The following is a 15,153-nucleotide window of genomic DNA, read 5'->3' on the forward strand; positions in this document are numbered from 1 at the left end:
CTGTCGTTCCTCCTCGATAGGGCGCTGGCGGGCCTCCTCAGGCTCCGCCGCCTGGCGCGCGGGAGCGCGGCGTCGTCGATGCCCGCCCCTAGTATCTCCGTTCTTGGGCATGATCCGAACAGGAGGGGTGAAACGACCTGTGGAAATCTCGGCCGCCGGACGCCTGGAGGTCCGTATCACCGCCGCTGACGTGGGCAAACGTGTCTCCGTGCGGCGTTTGAGCGGCAGCACGTCCACGGGGGACGAATTCACCGACACGGTCGGTGTTCTCACATCATGGGACGACGGTGTGCTCGTGATCACACGGAAGAGCGGCGAGAGCGTCCGTGTTGACGCGTCCTCGCTGGTCGCCGGGAAGGTCGTGCCGCCCGCGCCCGCGCGCCGGCGCGGCCCCGCCGCCTCCTATCCGGAACTGGCCCGGGTCGCCGCGCGGGCCTGGCGTCCCGTGGAGAGCGAGCCGCTCGGCGCGTGGGAACTGCGGGCCGCCGCGGGCTTCACCCGGCGCGCCAACTCGGTGCTGCCGCTCGGCGACCCCGGGATGCCCCTCGACGCGGCCCTGGACGCCGTACGCGACTGGTACGGCCGGCGCGGGCTGCCCGCCTATGTGCAGACGGCGACGGGGGCCGAGGGCACGCAGGAACTGCTGGGCGCCCGGCTGGAGGAGCGCGGGTGGGTGCGTGAGGTGACCGCCGAGCTGTGGATCGGGGCGCTGGCGCCGCTCGCCGACCGGGCGGAGCCCACGGGCGTGGTGCTGTCCCGGGAGGCCGACGGGGCGTGGCTGGCGCGGTACCGGCGCAAGGGCGTGGGCGAGGCGGCCCTGAAGGTGCTGGGCGGGCGCTCTGCGGCCGCTCCCGGCGCGGGCGGGGCGGAGCCGTCGGTCTGGTTCGCGTCGGTGCCCGGCCCGGACGCGGGGGCGCCGCCCGCCGCGATCGGGCGGTGTGTGGTGGACGGGCGCTGGGCCGGGTTCGCCGCCGTCGAGGTCGATCCGGCGCGCCGGCGCGAGGGCCTCGCCACGACCGTGATGGCCGCCCTGGCCCGCGAGGCGCTGACGGAGGGGGCGTCGGCGGCCTGGCTCCAGGTGGAGGAGGACAACGCGGGCGCGCGGGCGCTGTACGCCGGCCTGGGCTTCACCGCGCACCACGCCTACCACCACTACCGGGAGCCGCAGCCGTCGTCGCGGCCCGCTGCGGGGGCGTCGTGAGCGGGTCCGGGCGCGGGATCGACGGGGACGAGGTGCGCCGGCGGTTCGCCGAGGAGGCCCGCGCCGAGCGGCCCGACCTGGCGCTGCTGTGCCTGCTGATCGGCGCGGCGGCGGATCCGCTGCTGGACGAGGCCGGGGTGGACGCCGCCCAGATCGAGCTGGACCGGCTGGCCGGGGAACTGCCGTTCCGGCCCGGCGGACCGCACGACTGGGCGGTGGCGCTGCGGGATCTGCTCGGCGGGCGGCACGGCTTCGGCGGGTCGGCCGCGGACTACGACCGGCTGGAGTCGTCGCTGCTGCACCAGGTGGTGACGCGGCGGCGAGGGCTGCCGATCCTGCTGTCCGTGGTGTGGGTGGAGGTCGCGCGGCGGGCCGGAGCCCCGGTGTACGGGGTCGCGCTGCCGGGGCACTTCGTGGTGGGGTTCGGGCCGCCCGGGGACGTCGCGCGCCAGGTGCTCGTCGATCCCTTCGACGGCGGCCGCGTGCTGACCGGCGGCGACGCCGAGCGGCTGGTCACCGGGGCGACGGGGGCGCGGCTGGAGCCGTCGATGCTGGGTCCGGCGGAGCCGCTGGAGGTGGTGACGCGGATCCTGAACAACATCCGCTCGTGGGCGGCGGCCCGCCCGGAGCGGTCGGACGTCGCGCTGTGGGCCGTCGAGCTGGGGCTGGCCGTGCCCTCGCATCCGGCCCGGCTGCGCTACGAGAAGGGCCAGTTGCTGGTGCAGCGCGGTGACTTCGTCGGCGGGGCCGCCGAGCTGGAGGAGTACGCGTCGCTGGTGGAGGTCGTGGACGGGGCGACGGCGGAGCGGGTGCGCAAGGAAGCGTTCGCCGCGCGCGCCCTGCTCAACTGACGCCCCCGGCCGGGCCGGCGGCCCGGATCTCACAGCCAGCCCTTCTCCCGGGCGGTGCGGACCGCCTCGGCCCGGTTGCGCACCGCGAGCTTCTGGATCGCCGTCGACAGGTAGTTGCGCACGGTGCCCTGGGACAGGTGCAGGGCGGCGGCGAGTTCGGCGTTGGTCGAGCCGTCGGCCGCCGCCCGCAGCACCTCGCGTTCGCGGTCGGTCAGCGGGTTGGCGCCCTCCGCCAGGGCCGCCGCGGCGAGCGTGGGATCGATGACCCGTTCGCCCGCGAGGACCTTGCGGACCGCCTGGGCGAGCTGGGCGGCCGGGGCGTCCTTGACGAGGAACGCGTCGGCGCCCGCCTCCATCGCGCTGCGCAGGTAGCCGGGGCGGCCGAACGTGGTGAGGACGACCAGCTTCAGCCGCGGGAACTCGCGGTGGAGCTGTCCGGCGGCCTCGATGCCCGTCGCGCCCGGCATCTCTATGTCGAGGAGGGCGACGTCGACGTCGTGGGCGCGGGCGGCCGCGAGGACCTCGTCGCCGCGCGCCACCTGGGCGACCACCTCGATGTCGTCCTCCAGGCCGAGCAGCGCCGCCAGAGCCTCGCGGACCATGGACTGGTCCTCGGCCAGCAGGACTTTGATCATGCCACCACTCATGAACCGGATCCTATGTCCGGCGCCGGGCCGGCCGGGACCCGGGCCGTGAGCCGGAAGCCCTTCTTCAACCGGCCCGCCTCCAGGGCGCCGTTCGCCTTCTCCATGCGTTCGGTCAGGCCGGTGAGGCCGTTGCCGGGGCCCTTGCCGGAGCCGCCGGATCCGTCGTCCTCGACGCACAGTTCGACGACGGGGCCGTCGAGGGTCTGCCGCCGGACGACGTCCACCGTGCAGCGGGTCGCGCCGCTGTGCCGCACGACGTTGGTGATCGCCTCGCGCAGCGCCCAGGCCAGAGCGGACTCGCTCTCCTCGGGGACGCCCTCCAGGTCGGGTTCGGCGGGTATCGCGGCGACGACACCGGCCGCGGTCAGCGCGACCTCGGCGCCGGCCAGTTCGGACGCCAGCCGGGGCCGGCGGTAACCGGTGACGGCCTCACGGACGTCCACCAGGGCCTGGCGGCTGACCTGTTCGATGTCGGCGACCTGCTGGGCGGCCTTGTCGGGGTGGCCGGGGAGCATCCGGCCGGCCAGCTCGCTCTTGAGCGTGATCAGCGACAGCGAGTGGCCGAGCAGGTCGTGCAGGTCCCTGGCCAGCCGCAGCCGCTCCTCGTTGGCGGCCAGTTGGGCGACCGTCGCCCGGGCCTTGCGCAACTCCACGGTCGTGCGGACCAGTTGGCTCACCCCGCTCATCGCGAAGCCGATGAGCAGGACCAGCAGCAGGAGGTTGAGTGCCTCCTCCTCGCCGGTGCGCAGCCCGACGAGGAGCATGACCGCGCCCGTGCCGGGGATCGTCCAGAACGCCGCCCGCATCGGGAGCACGCTCCCGCAGGCGACGGAGACGTAGCAGTACAGGCCGAGCCAGGCGGAACCCATGGTGAGGCTCAGCACGGTGGCGAGCACCGCCATCGCGCCGATGAGGGCGGCGACGAGCCGCGGGACGAAGGGCGCGGCCCCCATGTTGCGGAACAGCAGGGCGAGATAGAGGACGACGAACACCGCGAGGCCCAGGGAGCCGGCCGCGGTCGCGCCCGCGCTGTGGCCGCCGGAGACGAGGTCGTGGACCGGCGAGCTGAGGAACACCAGCCACACGCCGATCCACAGCAACTTGCGCCGCCACAGCTCGCCCCGGCTGCGGGCCGGCCCGCCCGGCAGGATCAGGGGGTCCCGCCGGGCCTCGTTCGACTGGTCCTGCGTCATGGCGCTCACGCCTTCAGCGTGTCCTTCCGGTACAGCCAGGCCGCGCCGCCCGTGAACAGGGCGAAGAAGACGACCAGGATGGCGATGTCCTTGGCGTGCGGGGCCTGGCTCTGTTCGATGGCCTGGCCCAGAGAAGCGTACGCGTGGGTGGGCGCCCACTCGGCTATGTCCCGCAGCCAGGCCGGGAAGGTGGCCGTGGGCCACCACAGGCCGCCGAGGATCGACAGCCCGAAGTAGGTGATCATCGTGATGGGGCGGACGGCGTCCCCGTCGGCGAGGTAGCCGATCGCGACGCCCAGTGCGGCGAAGACGAGGCTGCCGGCCCAGATCGCGCCGGTGAGGGCGCCCCACTGCCAGGCCTCCAGCCGGACGCCCTTCAGGAGCGCGGCGCACGCGAACACCACGACGATGGACGGGAGGCTGACCACGGCCGCGCTGGCGGTCTTGGCGAGGACGTAGCCGCGGCCGGGCAGGGTGGTCAGCCGCAGCTGCCGCACCCAGCCGCTCTCGCGCTCCTTGGCGATGCGCTCGCTGTTGCCCATGAGGACGGCCGTGAGAGCGCCGAAGGAGGCCATCGAGACCATCATGTACGTCGGGAGGGTCAGGCCCGTCCCCTCGACCTCGGTGGTGGTGTCGGAGGTGCTGGAGATCAGCAGGAACAGCACCGACGGGTAGATGACGGAGAAGAACAGGAACTTGCGGTTGCGCAGGGCGCGGGCGAGCTCCAGCTTGATCAGGCTGTTCACTTGGTCTTCGCCTCCTCGGCGGCGGTGATGGCGACGAAGGCCTGCTCCAGGCCGAGCCCGGCGACTTCGAGGTTGCGGGGGTAGACGCCGAGCCCGTACAGCGCGTGGACGGTGGCGTCGGCGTCGGCGGACTGGATGCGCACGGTGTGCCCGGAGACGTCGAGGGCGGTGAGGAAGGGCAGCCCGCGCAGGGCCCGTTCGTCGATCACGCCCTCCAGGTCGAAGGAGACGCGCCGTGCGCCCGCCTTCGCCTTGATCTCGGCCGCCGTGCCGTCGGCCAGCAGCCGGCCCCGGTGCAGGACGAGCACCCGGTCGGCTATGGCGTCGGCCTCCTCCAGGTAGTGCGTGGCGAACAGGACGGTGCGGCCCTGGTCCGCCTGCTCGCGCATGGTGGCCCAGAAGGCCTGGCGGGCGGTGACGTCCATGCCGGTGGTGGGCTCGTCCAGGACGATCAGGTCGCTGTCGCCGGCGGTGGCGAGCGCGAACCGCACGCGCTGGGCCTGGCCGCCGGAGAGCTTGTTCACCTTGCGGGCGGCGATCTGCGCGATGCCCGCGCGGGCCATCACCTCGGACGCCTTGTACGGCTTGGGGTGCAGGGCGCAGGCGAGGCCGACGAGTTCGGCGACGGTGACCTCGTCCATCAGGCCGCCGCTCTGGAGCATCGCGCCGACCCGGCCGGCGACGATCGCCTCGCGCGCGGTGACCCCGAAGACGCGGACGGAGCCGCTGTCGGGCTGTTTGAGGCCGAGGAGCAGGTCGAGGGTGGTGGACTTGCCCGCCCCGTTGGGGCCGAGCAGCGCCACGGTCTCCCCCGGGCGCAGCGAGAGCGTCAGGCCGTCCACGGCCCGCACGTTCCCGAAGCTCTTGCTCACCTGGTCGAACCCGACCGCCGGTGCTGTCTGCGTCGTCATGCCGTCATCGTCGCGCGGGCGGCGGCCGGGGCGGCAGTGCCGGACGTCCGGGGTGCCGCATGACAGATGTCATGCGGCACCGCCGGCGCGTCAGCTCGGGTCGGTGTCGATGACCCCGGTCCGGTTCGTCTCGCTCTTGAGGGCGGGACGCAGGGCGCCGATGACGTCCTGGACGGTGACGGCCGTCTTCTGGCCGGTGCCGCGGGCGATCAGCACGCCGTCGAAGGTGCGGCCGTACAGCTCCTTCAGGGCGGCCTGGTCGTAGCTCTCGACGAGCTTGCCGTTGACGGCCTTGACCTGGAGGAACTTCCACAGGGAGTTCTTCGGGCTGAAGGAGACGGCGTGCGCGGCGTCGGTCATGACGGTGACCTTGCCGGACATCGCCGGTTCGGCGAACTCCTTCATCATGCGGTCGACCTCGGCGTCGGACACCGTCGGCTGCCGGGTCGTCGTCGGCACCTTCACGCCGGACGCCGAACCGGTCTCCACCTGGGTGCGGTAGGCCGCCACGACGGCGTCCTCGGCCTTCGCCGCGTCGATGCCCTTGCCGGCCTTGCCGTAGACGGGGACGGCCTTGCCGGACTCGAACTTGATGGTGCCGTCGGCGGCCGAGCCGGAGCCGCCCGCCGCGCTCCGCAGAGCGGCCTGGAGCTTCTCCTCGTCGACCGGCATCTCGGGCTCGGCCACGCGGTGCTGCCCGAACAGCGAGCCGATCACGGAGACCGGGTTGTAGTCGCTCCCGGCGGCGCGGTCGACCGTGGCCGGGATGTCGAACTGAAGGCCCGCCTGGTCCGGCTTGAGGGTGACGGAGCCGCCGTCGACGGACAGCTTCAGCGGCTGGACGACCCGCTTGCCGAAGGCGTCGTCGAGCTTCTTGACGGCGTCGTCGCGGGTGCCGCCGCCGATGTCCACGCCGAGGACGGTGGTGCCCTTGGGCACGTCGGAGTGGTTCATCAGCAGGCCCGCGCCGTACAGGCCGACCCCCGCGACGACCACCAGGCCGCCGAGCAGCGGGAGCTTGCCGCGGCCCTTCTTCTTTTTCTTCTTGGAGCCGGCGGCCGGGCTCTGCCCGGTCTGCTCCGGCGCCTTGGGCGGGGTGTGCGGCAGCGGTCCGTCGGCGGGCGCGGCGCCCGCGAAGGGCCCGCCCGGACCACCCTGGCCGCCGGCCGGGACGACGGGGATGCCGCTGGTGACGGTGTGTCCGGAGACGTTGTCGGCCGGACGGCTGCCGTAGCCGCCCGCGCCCGGTCCGGGGGCGGGCTTCTGCGGGGTGAGGATCGCGGTGTCGTCGCTCAGGCCGCCGCCGGGCAGCCGGCCGGCGCCCGCGCCGGCGCCGGGAGCGGCCGTCCGCGGACCGCCGGAACCGGGGCGCGGGCCGGGGCCGCCTGGCGTTCCGGGAGCGCGGGTCGCGCCGGGGGCGCCGCCGTTCATCGGGGGCACCATCGGGCCGTCGCCGGTGACCGGGCCGGTGGTGGGGCCGGCGGGACCGCCCTGCGGGCCGCCCCGGCCGCCGGGACCGCCCGGCCCGTCGGGGCCGTTGAAGTCGTAGGAGCTGCCGGGAGCGCCGGGACCGGCCGGGAGGCCCGTCCGGCCGCCCGGTCCGCCGGGACCGCCCTGCGGGCCGGCGCTCGGGGCGGGGAGGCCGTTCTGGCCGGTGCCCGAGAAGTAGGGCAGGTCGTCGCGGCTCGGGTCGGCCGCGCCGCCCTGGCCCGGTCCCTGGCCCGGTCCCTGGCCCGGACGCGCGCCGTTGCCCTGGGGGCCCGCGGCGAGCGCCTCGGTCACGTCGAAGGAGCCGGTGCCGCCGCCGTGCCCCGGAGCCACGGGACCGCCGGTCGCGCCGGGGAGCCCGGCGCCGTTGGCGCCGCCGGGGCGGGCGCCGCCGGGCACGCTCATGGAGCCGACCACGCCGCCGGGACGTCCGGCACCCGGCCGTGCGCCGCCGGGGGCGGGCGGGGCGCCGGGAGCGGGGGCCGGGGCGACGGCGGGCGTGCCTGCGGCGGAACCGCCGGGCAGTCCGGCGCCGTTGGTCCCGCCGCCGCCCTGACCGCCCTTGGCGGGCGCGGACTTGCGCGGCGCGAACCAGTCGCTCGTCTTGTCGTCGGCGCCTGACGCGGGGTCGGCGGGCAGTTCGAACGAGCCGGTGTCGGACGAGCCGGGGCCGGCGGCGCCCGGTGGCGCCGGCTGCTGTGCGTCGGCGCCGGCGTCGGACGTGCCGCCCGCGGCGTTCTCGCCCGCGCCGTCGGACTCGGCCACGGGCGTGCGCACGACGACCGGCGGAATGGGCCGGGATCCGGGGATGTTGATGCGGATCCGCGTGGTCAGCGTGGTCTCGGTCTTGCGTTCCTCCGGTCGCGCGGCCGAACGGCCCGCGTCGGCGCCGCCTTCGGACACCACGGGGGTGCCGTACGGCGGCGTGCCCGAGGGGTATGCGGCTCCGCCGCGCCCGTTGGACCCGTTGGGCCCGGAGGACGGACTGTCAGTTTCACGACTCAAGGCAGGTTCTCCAGGTTGGCTCCGCCGCCCGCCACGACCTCACGGGCAGCTCGGCGGCGCGCACCACCATACTGGCCACTTCTGGCCTGTATCCCACGACCGCCGCGGAAACCCACACGGGACTCCCACGGGCCGGCCGCGGTGAAGTGGTACGTCACTTCCCAAGTCGGACGTCGTCGCCGACCGGTTGCCGCCCCAAACCAATGGTGGCGCAGATCACAGCAAGTGCCATGCCGCCGAGCAGGAAGAGATACGAGCCGCCTCCCGCGCCGAACAGGAAGTCGCCCTCGGGGCGGCCCGCGGTGCACAGCACGACGGTGATCATCCAGCCGGCGGCGGGCGCGACGGCCCCGGCGCGGGTGGCGAGGGCCCGCGCGCCGCCGACGAACAGTCCGCCCGCGCCGGCGAGCGCGAGGAGCAGCCCGCCGGGGAACCAGCCGGCCTGGACGAGTGCGCCGGCGAGTGCGACGAGCGCGCCGAGCAGCAGGAGTGCCGTATAGGCGGCGAGCCGCCCGGCGGAGGGCATCCGCAGCGGCTGGGCGAGCATCGAGCCGCGGTCGGACATCAGGCCGCCCCCGCCGTGTCGTCGAGACCCGCGAACAGGTCGTTCTCCCTCTTTCCGGCGGTCTCTCCGCGCACCAGCTCGTAGTACTCGGTGGCGAAGAGGGGCTGCGCGAGTTCGTTGGACAGGGCGAAGTACCGGTCACCGGGGGCGACCTCGACCTGGGTGGCGTGCGCGCGCATGGCGGCGGCCTTGGCGGCGGCGGGCGCGCCCGTGCCGTCGATCGCGGTGGTGACGCGGTCGTCGTCCACGACGCCCGGCACGTCGGAGACGGCGGCGACGCGGGTGAAGGGGAGCGCCGGCAGTTCGTCGCGGAGGCGGGCGAAGGCCTCGTCGGCGACGGATCGCGGGACGCGGTTCCAGTACACCTTGGGGATGCGCCATCCGGCGGCCCGGGCCAGATCGGCGGCCCGCATGGCGACGCGGTGGGCCTGGATGTGGTCGGGGTGGCCGTAGCCGCCGTCGTCGTCGTAGGTGACGAGGACCTGGGGGCGCACCTCCAGGATCACCTCGGCCAGGGCCGCGGCGGCCGCGTCGACGTCGGCCTGCCAGAAGCACGCCGGGTCGTCGTTGTCGGAGAGGCCCATCATCCCGGAGTCGCCGTAGCGGCCGGGGCCGCCGAGCTGCCGGAAGTCGGTGACGCCGAGTTCGGCCATCGCGGCGGCCAGCTCGCCCCGGCGGTGCTCGCCGAGGGCCGCGCCGGTCAGCTCGCGCAGGTGCGGCGGGATGACCTCGCCCCGCTCGCCGAGAGTGCAGGTGACCAGGGTCACGTGGGCCCCTTCGGCCGCGTACCTGGCCATGGTCGCGCCGTTGTTGATCGACTCGTCGTCCGGGTGCGCGTGCACCAGCAGCAGACGCCGGGCGGGCAGTTCCGTCATGCGCCCACCCTACGAGGCGGCGCCTCTCCCCCGGTCATGCACCCGCCCGTCGTCCCTCGTCCCGTGAAGGCCGGGAGCCGCCGCCGGCTGCTCCCGGCAGTCGCGGCAGCGGGCGTCCGGCTCGGCGGCGCGGATGCCGCGGTCGCAGCCGTCGCAGTTGCGCATCTCGTACGGGGCCGGCGGCGGCGGGGCGGCGGGCTCGCGGAACGGCGGTGGCGGTGGCAGCAGGGCTGTCAGCCGGTGGGCCAGGAGGGCGGCCGGGCGGCGGATCCCCTCGGCCGGGAGGTCGGACGTGAGCGCCCGGCGCACGGCGGCCGGGCTGACGTCCCGCTCCAGCCACGCGGCGACGCCGGGTGCCAGGTGGGCGGTGTCGCAAGTGGACAGGAGGAGCCCGGGATCGTGTCGGCGCAGGCCGGCGAGGAGGTCCGTGGCCGCCTGGAGGAGGGCGGGGGCCGGGTAGCCGGGGCGCGGGACGGCCGGGAGGGACGTGCGGGGTGCGCGCGTCTTCGGTTCGGCGGGGGGAGCGGGCACGGAGTCGCGGGCGGCGTCGTGGGCGGCTTCGGCGGATGCCGGGCGGCGGTCGTGGCGGCCGGGCTGGTTGCAGGAGATCGTGCGGGTGACGATCCGGCCGCCCGGCACGCGGGTGCGCTCGCGGCGCAGATAGCCGTGGGACTCCAGTTCGCGCAGGGCGGCGGCGATACGGGTCGCGCCCTCGGGGAAGCGGCCGGCGAGATACTTGATGTCGACGCGGGCACCCTTGGGCAGCGACTGGATGTGCACCCCCAGCCCGATCGCCAGGAGCGACAGCTCCCGGTGCTGGGCGAGGTGGTTGCCGATCACCGTGAAGCGGGTGGTGTGACGGGCGTTCTCGTGGTCGAGGCCGCCCGCGCGGGGGTGGTTTTTACCCGCATTGCGGGACTCGGCGCATGACGGCGCGCTAGGGTTCTGGAAGCCCATCGGGAAGCCCTTTACTTCTCGGTGGTCAGGCCCTCGCACTGGGATTGCCGTCCCGGCGAGGGCCGTCGCATGTCTGGGGTTGCAGGTCTGGGATCGCAGGTCTGAGGTCGCAGGTCTGGGGTCGCAGTCCTGCTCGGTCCTGCGTCGCGCTGAGCGTAAGCCACGCAACCTGTCACGAATCCAGCGGAGTTGGGCATATTCACTCGCGGGAGTGAGTTTGCCCGGCGGGCGGGAGGGGTGGGGCTCGGTCGGGGTCCTTTTCCGCCGCCATGGTCCTTTGGAGAGAGCGCCCCTTTCACCGGAGCACGGGAACCCGGGTTCCGGTGACGGACCCACGCCGTTCCGTCCGGGGCTTGCGGCGGTCAGGTGGCGCGGCGAGCCTGGACATCGTCCGGCGCCAGGACGATCTCGGCCCAGACCGTCTTGCGCGGGCGCAGCTCCGCGGCCCAGCCCCACCGGTCGGCCAGCGCCTCGACCAGCAGCAGCCCACGGCCGGACATGGCGTCGGCGCAGCCGTCCGAACCCGGACGCGACGGACGGGGCGGACGGGGCGCGCGGTCGCCCGCGGTGTCGGTGACCTCGATGCGCAGCGTGTCCGCGATGACGTAGAGCGTGAGTCTGAAGTCCCGGCCTGGCACGCGCCCGTGGGTCACCGCGTTCGCCGCGAGTTCGGCGACGATCTGGCCGGCCGGGTCCACCGGCGTTCCCCAGGAGCGCAGTTGCTCGACGGCCAGCAGCCGGGCGAGGCGCGCTCCACGAGGCGTGGGGGACAGCCGCACGCTGAAGTTGCGGAAGTGCTGTCCGGGGGGCCGGGCGGACGGCCGGTCCCGGAGGAGACGGATTCCTGGATCACGTCACTCAGCGTGGCCGCTCCCGCTTACCGTGAACAGTGACGAAGCGGTTGCGTACGGTGACTGTCCGGGTGCTGTCCGGGCATGTCCGAACTGTCGGTCCGGAGGACGGAGGGGTGCGGGTGACGCAGGTGAACGGCAAGCCGGTCCAGCTCAAGGAGGAGGCGGACGAGCCGGGTTGGGAGGTGGACCCGGACGACGACTGGGGCGTCGCCGTGGTGGAGACCGTGGGGCGGCAGCTGAAACTGCGGCGCGAGGCCGTGGGGATGCGAGCGGCCGACTTCGGGCTGGCGGTCGGGTACGGCGAGGACCTCGTCTACAAGATCGAGAGCGGGAAGCGGATCCCCCGGCCCGAGTACCTGGACAAGGCCGACAGGGTGCTCGAAGCGGGCGGACTGCTGTCGGCGATGAAGGAAGACGTGAAGAAGGTCCGGTACCCGAAGAACGTCCGCGAGATCGCCAAGCTGGAGGCGCAGGCCGTCGAACTCGGGGTGTACGTCGGACTCAGCCTGCACGGGCTGTTGCAGACACCGGAGCATGCGCGGGCCCTGTTCGAGGCGTGGCAGCCCGTCTACGCGCCGGAGGAGGCGGAACGGCGGGTGGCTGCCCGTATGGCCCGGAAGTCGATCTTCGAGCGGTCACCCGCCCCCGCCCTCAGCTTCGTCCAGGAAGAGGCGACACTGCGTCGGCCGGTCGGAGGCAGAATGGTGTGGCGTCAGCAGCTCGAACATCTGCTGGAGGTGGGACAGTTGCGCCACGTCACGCTTCAGGTGATGCCGACGGACTCCGAGGCCCACCCCGGGCTGAGCGGAAAGATCGAGGTGCTGAAGTTCCCGGACGGCACGGCTGTGGGCCGTTCCGACGGCGCGTACAACGGCCGGCCGATCTCGGATCCGAAGCAGCTTCGGATCCTCGAACTGCGATATGGCACGATCCGGGCCCAGGCTCTCACGCCGCGGGAGTCGCTGACCTTCATCGAGAAACTGCTGGGAGAGACATGATCCACACGAGTTCCGCTGGAGAGAACTCCGAGCCGGCGTGGTTCAAGAGCAGCTACAGCGACGGCCCGGACGGCGACTCCTGCGTAGAGATCGCCGCCGCCCCCGACACCGTCCACGTCCGCGACTCCAAGCACACCGACGGACCCCGCCTCCGGCTCTCGCCGGAAGCCTGGGCCGACTTCGTGCCGTACGCGTCCGAGGGCTGACCGAGGACCGACGGCGTCAGAACTTGATGCTGCCGATCATGCTCGCCACACTCGTCGTCAGGTCGCTGATCGTGGGAGCGATCGTCGACGAGGCCAGGTAGAAGCCGAGCAGGATGCAGACGACGGCGTGACCGCCCTTCAGTCCCGACTTCTTGACCAGCAGGAAGACGATGATGGCCAGCAGCACCACCGCCGAAATCGAGAGTGCCACGGCGGCTCACCTCCAAGGACCCGGGAACGTGGGGGACGACAGATCGAGGGAACTGGTAAATCCATACATCGGCCAGCAGGTTCATACCCACACAGCGCTAGTGATCATAACTATGTGTGGGCGCGCATCTCTCGGCGCACAGCCGCACAAGGGGGGAGCATGGCCAATATGGTCGGGGGATGACGACCGACTCCGGCTCCTTCCCCCGCAGGCACGCCCGCACCCAGCGTTTCACCCTCGGCGCGCCGCGTTCGTTCACGGTGGCCCCCGACGGCTCCCGGGTCGTGTTCCTTCGTTCCGGCTCCGGCACGGACCGTTCGGGCGCCCTGTGGGTCCTTGATCCGGCCGACGGCACGGAACGCCTGGCCGCCGACCCGGGCGCCCTGCTCGGCGGCGCCTCTGAGGACCTCTCGCCCCAGGAGCGGGCCCGCCGCGAACGCAGCCGCGAGGGCGGCGCCGGCATCGTCGGGTATGCCACCGACGATGCCGTCGAGCTGGCCTCTTTCGCCTTGTCAGGGCGGCTTTTCACGGCCGAGCTGCCGGCCGGCACGGCCGCCGAACTCCCCGTCGCCGGGCCGGTCGTCGACCCCCGCCCCTCCCCCGACGGACGGCTCGTCGCGTACGCCTCGGGTGGCGCGCTGCGGGTGGTGGGCGCCGGGGGCGAGGACGACCGGGCGGTCGCGGAGCCGGAATCGGACACGGTTTCCTATGGATTGGCCGAGTTCATCGCGGCCGAGGAGATGGGCCGCCTGCGGGGCTTCTGGTGGGCTCCGGAGTCGGACCGGCTGCTGGTGGCGAGGGTGGACGACACGCCGGTGCAGCGGTGGTGGATCGCGGATCCCGCCCAGCCGAAACGTGAGCCACAACACGTCGCCTATCCGGCTGCCGGGACGGCCAACGCGCAGGTGCGGCTGTTCGTGTTCGGGCTCGACGGGGTGCGCACGGAGGTTGCCTGGGACCGGGCGCGCTACCCGTATCTGGCGCGAGTGCACTGGTCAGGGGCGGGAGCCCCGCTGATCCTCGTACAGGCGCGCGACCAGCGCAGTCAGCTGTTCCTGGCGGTGGACACCGAGTCCGGGGCGACCCGGATGGTGCACGCCGACGAAGATCGGATTTGGCTGGAACTTTTCCCTGGCGTGCCGTGCTGGAGCCCGTCCGGGCAGCTGGTCCGGATCGCGGACGAGGGCGGGGCGCGGGTACTCGCGGTGGGCGAACGTCCGCTCACCGGCGCGCAGTTGCATGTGCGGGCGGTGCTGGACGTGACGGCCGACGACGTGCTGGTCTCGGCCTCCGCCGGGGAGGACGCGAGCGCGCCGGAGATCGGCGAGGTGCACGTCTACCGCGTCAACGAGCTGGGCGTGGAGCGGCTCTCCGGGGAACCGGGCGTGCACTCGGCGGTGCGCTCGGGGCCGGTGACGGTCATGGTGTCGGCCACGCCGGACCGGCCGGGGAGCGTGGCGCGGGTGCTGCGCGAGGGGAAGCCGGTGGCGACCGTGCGGTCCTGCGCGGAGGATCCCGGTCTGTCCCCGCGCGTCACCTTCGTCGAGGGGGGCGCACGGCGCATCCCATGCGCCGTGCTCATGCCTACGGACTACCAGGGTGACGCCCCGCTGCCCGTTCTGCTCGACCCGTACGGCGGGCCGCACGGCCAGCGGGTGGTGGCCGCGCACAACGCGCACCTGACCTCGCAGTGGTTCGCCGACCAGGGCTTCGCGGTGATCGTCGCCGACGGCCGGGGAACGCCGGGCCGCTCCCCCGCCTGGGAGAAGGCGATCAAGGACGAGGTCGCCGCGGTCACCTTGCAGGACCAGGTCGACGCCCTGCACGCACTCGCCGACCGCTTCCCGCTCGACCTGGACCGGGTGGCCGTGCGCGGCTGGTCCTTCGGCGGCTACCTGGCCGCGCTCGCGGCGCTGCGCCGCCCCGACGTCTTCCACGCGGCCGTGGTGGGCGCGCCGGTCACCGACCTGCGCCTGTACGACACGCACTACCAGGAGCGCTACCTCGGCCACCCCGGGGAGAACCCCGAGGTCTACCGGCGCAACTCGCTGATCGACGACGAGGGCCTGGTGGACGCCGTCGAGCCGGCCCGTCCGATGCTGATCATCCACGGCCTGGCGGACGACAACGTGGTGGTCGCCCACTCGCTGCGGCTGTCCTCGGCGCTGCTCGCCGCCGGCCGCCCGCACGAGGTGCTGCCCCTGTCCGGCGTGACCCACATGACCCCGCAGGAACAGGTCGCCGAGAACCTTCTGCACCTGCAACTGGACTTCCTGCGCCGCTCGCTGGGCCTCGCCCGCCCCTGACACGGGCAGCGGGCCGGGGCGACATGATCGCCCCGGCCCGCTCACGGCACCCGCACGGCCGTACGCTGTCGAGCCTGCCGCGTCCGTATATCGGAACCGGGTCGGCCAAGTTGCCTGCGTGTTAACGCGGTTGCGAGGC

The 15,153-nt window shown here is 73.7% G+C and carries 15 protein-coding genes; 5 read left to right on the forward strand and 10 right to left on the reverse strand.

Annotated elements, in window-relative coordinates:
* Positions 1-139: 139 nt before the first annotated feature.
* Both ACGFSH_RS07630 and ACGFSH_RS07635 read left to right on the forward strand, forming a co-directional pair.
* The gene (locus ACGFSH_RS07630; RefSeq protein WP_393346941.1) at positions 140-1,201 is read left to right on the forward strand and encodes a GNAT family N-acetyltransferase; all 1,062 of its coding nucleotides are present in this window, start codon (positions 140-142) and stop codon (positions 1,199-1,201) included.
* On the forward strand, positions 1,198-2,052 hold the full coding sequence (locus ACGFSH_RS07635) for a tetratricopeptide repeat protein (protein ID WP_393345946.1): 855 nt from the start codon (positions 1,198-1,200) through the stop codon (positions 2,050-2,052). The genes ACGFSH_RS07630 and ACGFSH_RS07635 overlap by 4 nt, the downstream gene beginning before the upstream one ends.
* A gap of 29 nt (positions 2,053-2,081) precedes the next feature.
* Here ACGFSH_RS07635 and ACGFSH_RS07640 read toward each other — a convergent pair whose 3' ends face one another.
* The 9 genes from ACGFSH_RS07640 to ACGFSH_RS07680 all read right to left on the reverse strand — a co-directional run bounded on the left by ACGFSH_RS07640 (position 2,082) and on the right by ACGFSH_RS07680 (position 11,218).
* Positions 2,082-2,699 carry a response regulator transcription factor gene (locus ACGFSH_RS07640; protein WP_351367772.1) on the reverse strand — a complete coding sequence of 206 codons (618 nt, stop codon included), beginning with the start codon at positions 2,697-2,699 and terminating at the stop codon, positions 2,082-2,084.
* Positions 2,696-3,901, reverse strand: a complete 1,206-nt coding sequence (locus ACGFSH_RS07645) for a sensor histidine kinase (RefSeq protein ID WP_393345949.1) — start codon at positions 3,899-3,901, stop codon at positions 2,696-2,698. Before ACGFSH_RS07645 ends, ACGFSH_RS07640 begins: the two co-directional genes overlap by 4 nt.
* Complete coding sequence (locus ACGFSH_RS07650) at positions 3,898-4,638, reverse strand: ABC transporter permease (protein ID WP_393345951.1); 741 nt, start codon at positions 4,636-4,638, stop codon at positions 3,898-3,900. Before ACGFSH_RS07650 ends, ACGFSH_RS07645 begins: the two co-directional genes overlap by 4 nt.
* The gene (locus ACGFSH_RS07655; RefSeq protein WP_393345953.1) at positions 4,635-5,549 is read right to left on the reverse strand and encodes an ABC transporter ATP-binding protein; all 915 of its coding nucleotides are present in this window, start codon (positions 5,547-5,549) and stop codon (positions 4,635-4,637) included. Before ACGFSH_RS07655 ends, ACGFSH_RS07650 begins: the two co-directional genes overlap by 4 nt.
* Positions 5,550-5,639: 90 nt before the next feature.
* A complete protein-coding gene (locus ACGFSH_RS07660) occupies positions 5,640-8,042 on the reverse strand; it encodes a hypothetical protein (protein WP_393345955.1) in 2,403 nt (800 codons plus the stop codon).
* 154 nt (positions 8,043-8,196) lie between these two features.
* Positions 8,197-8,607, reverse strand: a complete 411-nt coding sequence (locus ACGFSH_RS07665; RefSeq protein WP_393345957.1) for a DUF6113 family protein — start codon at positions 8,605-8,607, stop codon at positions 8,197-8,199.
* Positions 8,607-9,482: an N-acetyl-1-D-myo-inositol-2-amino-2-deoxy-alpha-D-glucopyranoside deacetylase gene (gene mshB, locus ACGFSH_RS07670; protein ID WP_393345959.1), complete on the reverse strand. Its 876-nt coding sequence runs from the start codon at positions 9,480-9,482 to the stop codon at positions 8,607-8,609. The genes ACGFSH_RS07665 and mshB overlap by 1 nt, the downstream gene beginning before the upstream one ends.
* Before the next feature lie 9 nt (positions 9,483-9,491).
* A complete protein-coding gene (locus tag ACGFSH_RS07675) occupies positions 9,492-10,439 on the reverse strand; it encodes a helix-turn-helix domain-containing protein (RefSeq protein WP_393345961.1) in 948 nt (315 codons plus the stop codon).
* A 362-nt stretch (positions 10,440-10,801) separates the two neighbouring features.
* The gene (locus ACGFSH_RS07680; protein WP_393345963.1) at positions 10,802-11,218 is read right to left on the reverse strand and encodes an ATP-binding protein; all 417 of its coding nucleotides are present in this window, start codon (positions 11,216-11,218) and stop codon (positions 10,802-10,804) included.
* Positions 11,219-11,421: 203 nt separating this feature from the next.
* Between ACGFSH_RS07680 and ACGFSH_RS07685 the strand changes: the two genes are divergently transcribed.
* Positions 11,422-12,291, forward strand: coding sequence for a helix-turn-helix domain-containing protein (locus tag ACGFSH_RS07685; RefSeq protein WP_393346943.1), 870 nt, complete (start codon positions 11,422-11,424; stop codon positions 12,289-12,291).
* Positions 12,288-12,497, forward strand: coding sequence for a DUF397 domain-containing protein (locus tag ACGFSH_RS07690; RefSeq protein ID WP_393345965.1), 210 nt, complete (start codon positions 12,288-12,290; stop codon positions 12,495-12,497). Before ACGFSH_RS07685 ends, ACGFSH_RS07690 begins: the two co-directional genes overlap by 4 nt.
* Before the next feature lie 16 nt (positions 12,498-12,513).
* Here the strand turns inward: ACGFSH_RS07690 and ACGFSH_RS07695 are convergent, their stop codons facing one another.
* Complete coding sequence (locus tag ACGFSH_RS07695) at positions 12,514-12,708, reverse strand: hypothetical protein (RefSeq protein WP_020127941.1); 195 nt, start codon at positions 12,706-12,708, stop codon at positions 12,514-12,516.
* 179 nt (positions 12,709-12,887) lie between these two features.
* Between ACGFSH_RS07695 and ACGFSH_RS07700 the strand changes: the two genes are divergently transcribed.
* The gene (locus tag ACGFSH_RS07700) at positions 12,888-15,014 is read left to right on the forward strand and encodes an alpha/beta fold hydrolase (RefSeq protein WP_393345967.1); all 2,127 of its coding nucleotides are present in this window, start codon (positions 12,888-12,890) and stop codon (positions 15,012-15,014) included.
* Positions 15,015-15,153 lie beyond the last annotated feature (139 nt).

The organism is Streptomyces sp. NPDC048481 (assembly GCF_043200075.1).
GTDB lineage: Bacteria > Actinomycetota > Actinomycetes > Streptomycetales > Streptomycetaceae > Streptomyces.

What these genes read in the sequence shown, in the direction of transcription:
- ACGFSH_RS07640 (WP_351367772.1), bottom strand. Translation starts at nt 2,699, where the DNA reads ATGAGTGGTGGCATGATCAAAGTCCTGCTGGCCGAGGACCAGTCCATG.
- ACGFSH_RS07655 (WP_393345953.1), bottom strand. Translation starts at nt 5,549, where the DNA reads ATGACGACGCAGACAGCACCGGCGGTCGGGTTCGACCAGGTGAGCAAG.
- ACGFSH_RS07665 (WP_393345957.1), bottom strand. Translation starts at nt 8,607, where the DNA reads ATGTCCGACCGCGGCTCGATGCTCGCCCAGCCGCTGCGGATGCCCTCC.
- mshB (WP_393345959.1), bottom strand. Translation starts at nt 9,482, where the DNA reads ATGACGGAACTGCCCGCCCGGCGTCTGCTGCTGGTGCACGCGCACCCG.
- ACGFSH_RS07675 (WP_393345961.1), bottom strand. Translation starts at nt 10,439, where the DNA reads ATGGGCTTCCAGAACCCTAGCGCGCCGTCATGCGCCGAGTCCCGCAAT.
- ACGFSH_RS07690 (WP_393345965.1), top strand. Translation starts at nt 12,288, where the DNA reads ATGATCCACACGAGTTCCGCTGGAGAGAACTCCGAGCCGGCGTGGTTC.
- ACGFSH_RS07700 (WP_393345967.1), top strand. Translation starts at nt 12,888, where the DNA reads ATGACGACCGACTCCGGCTCCTTCCCCCGCAGGCACGCCCGCACCCAG.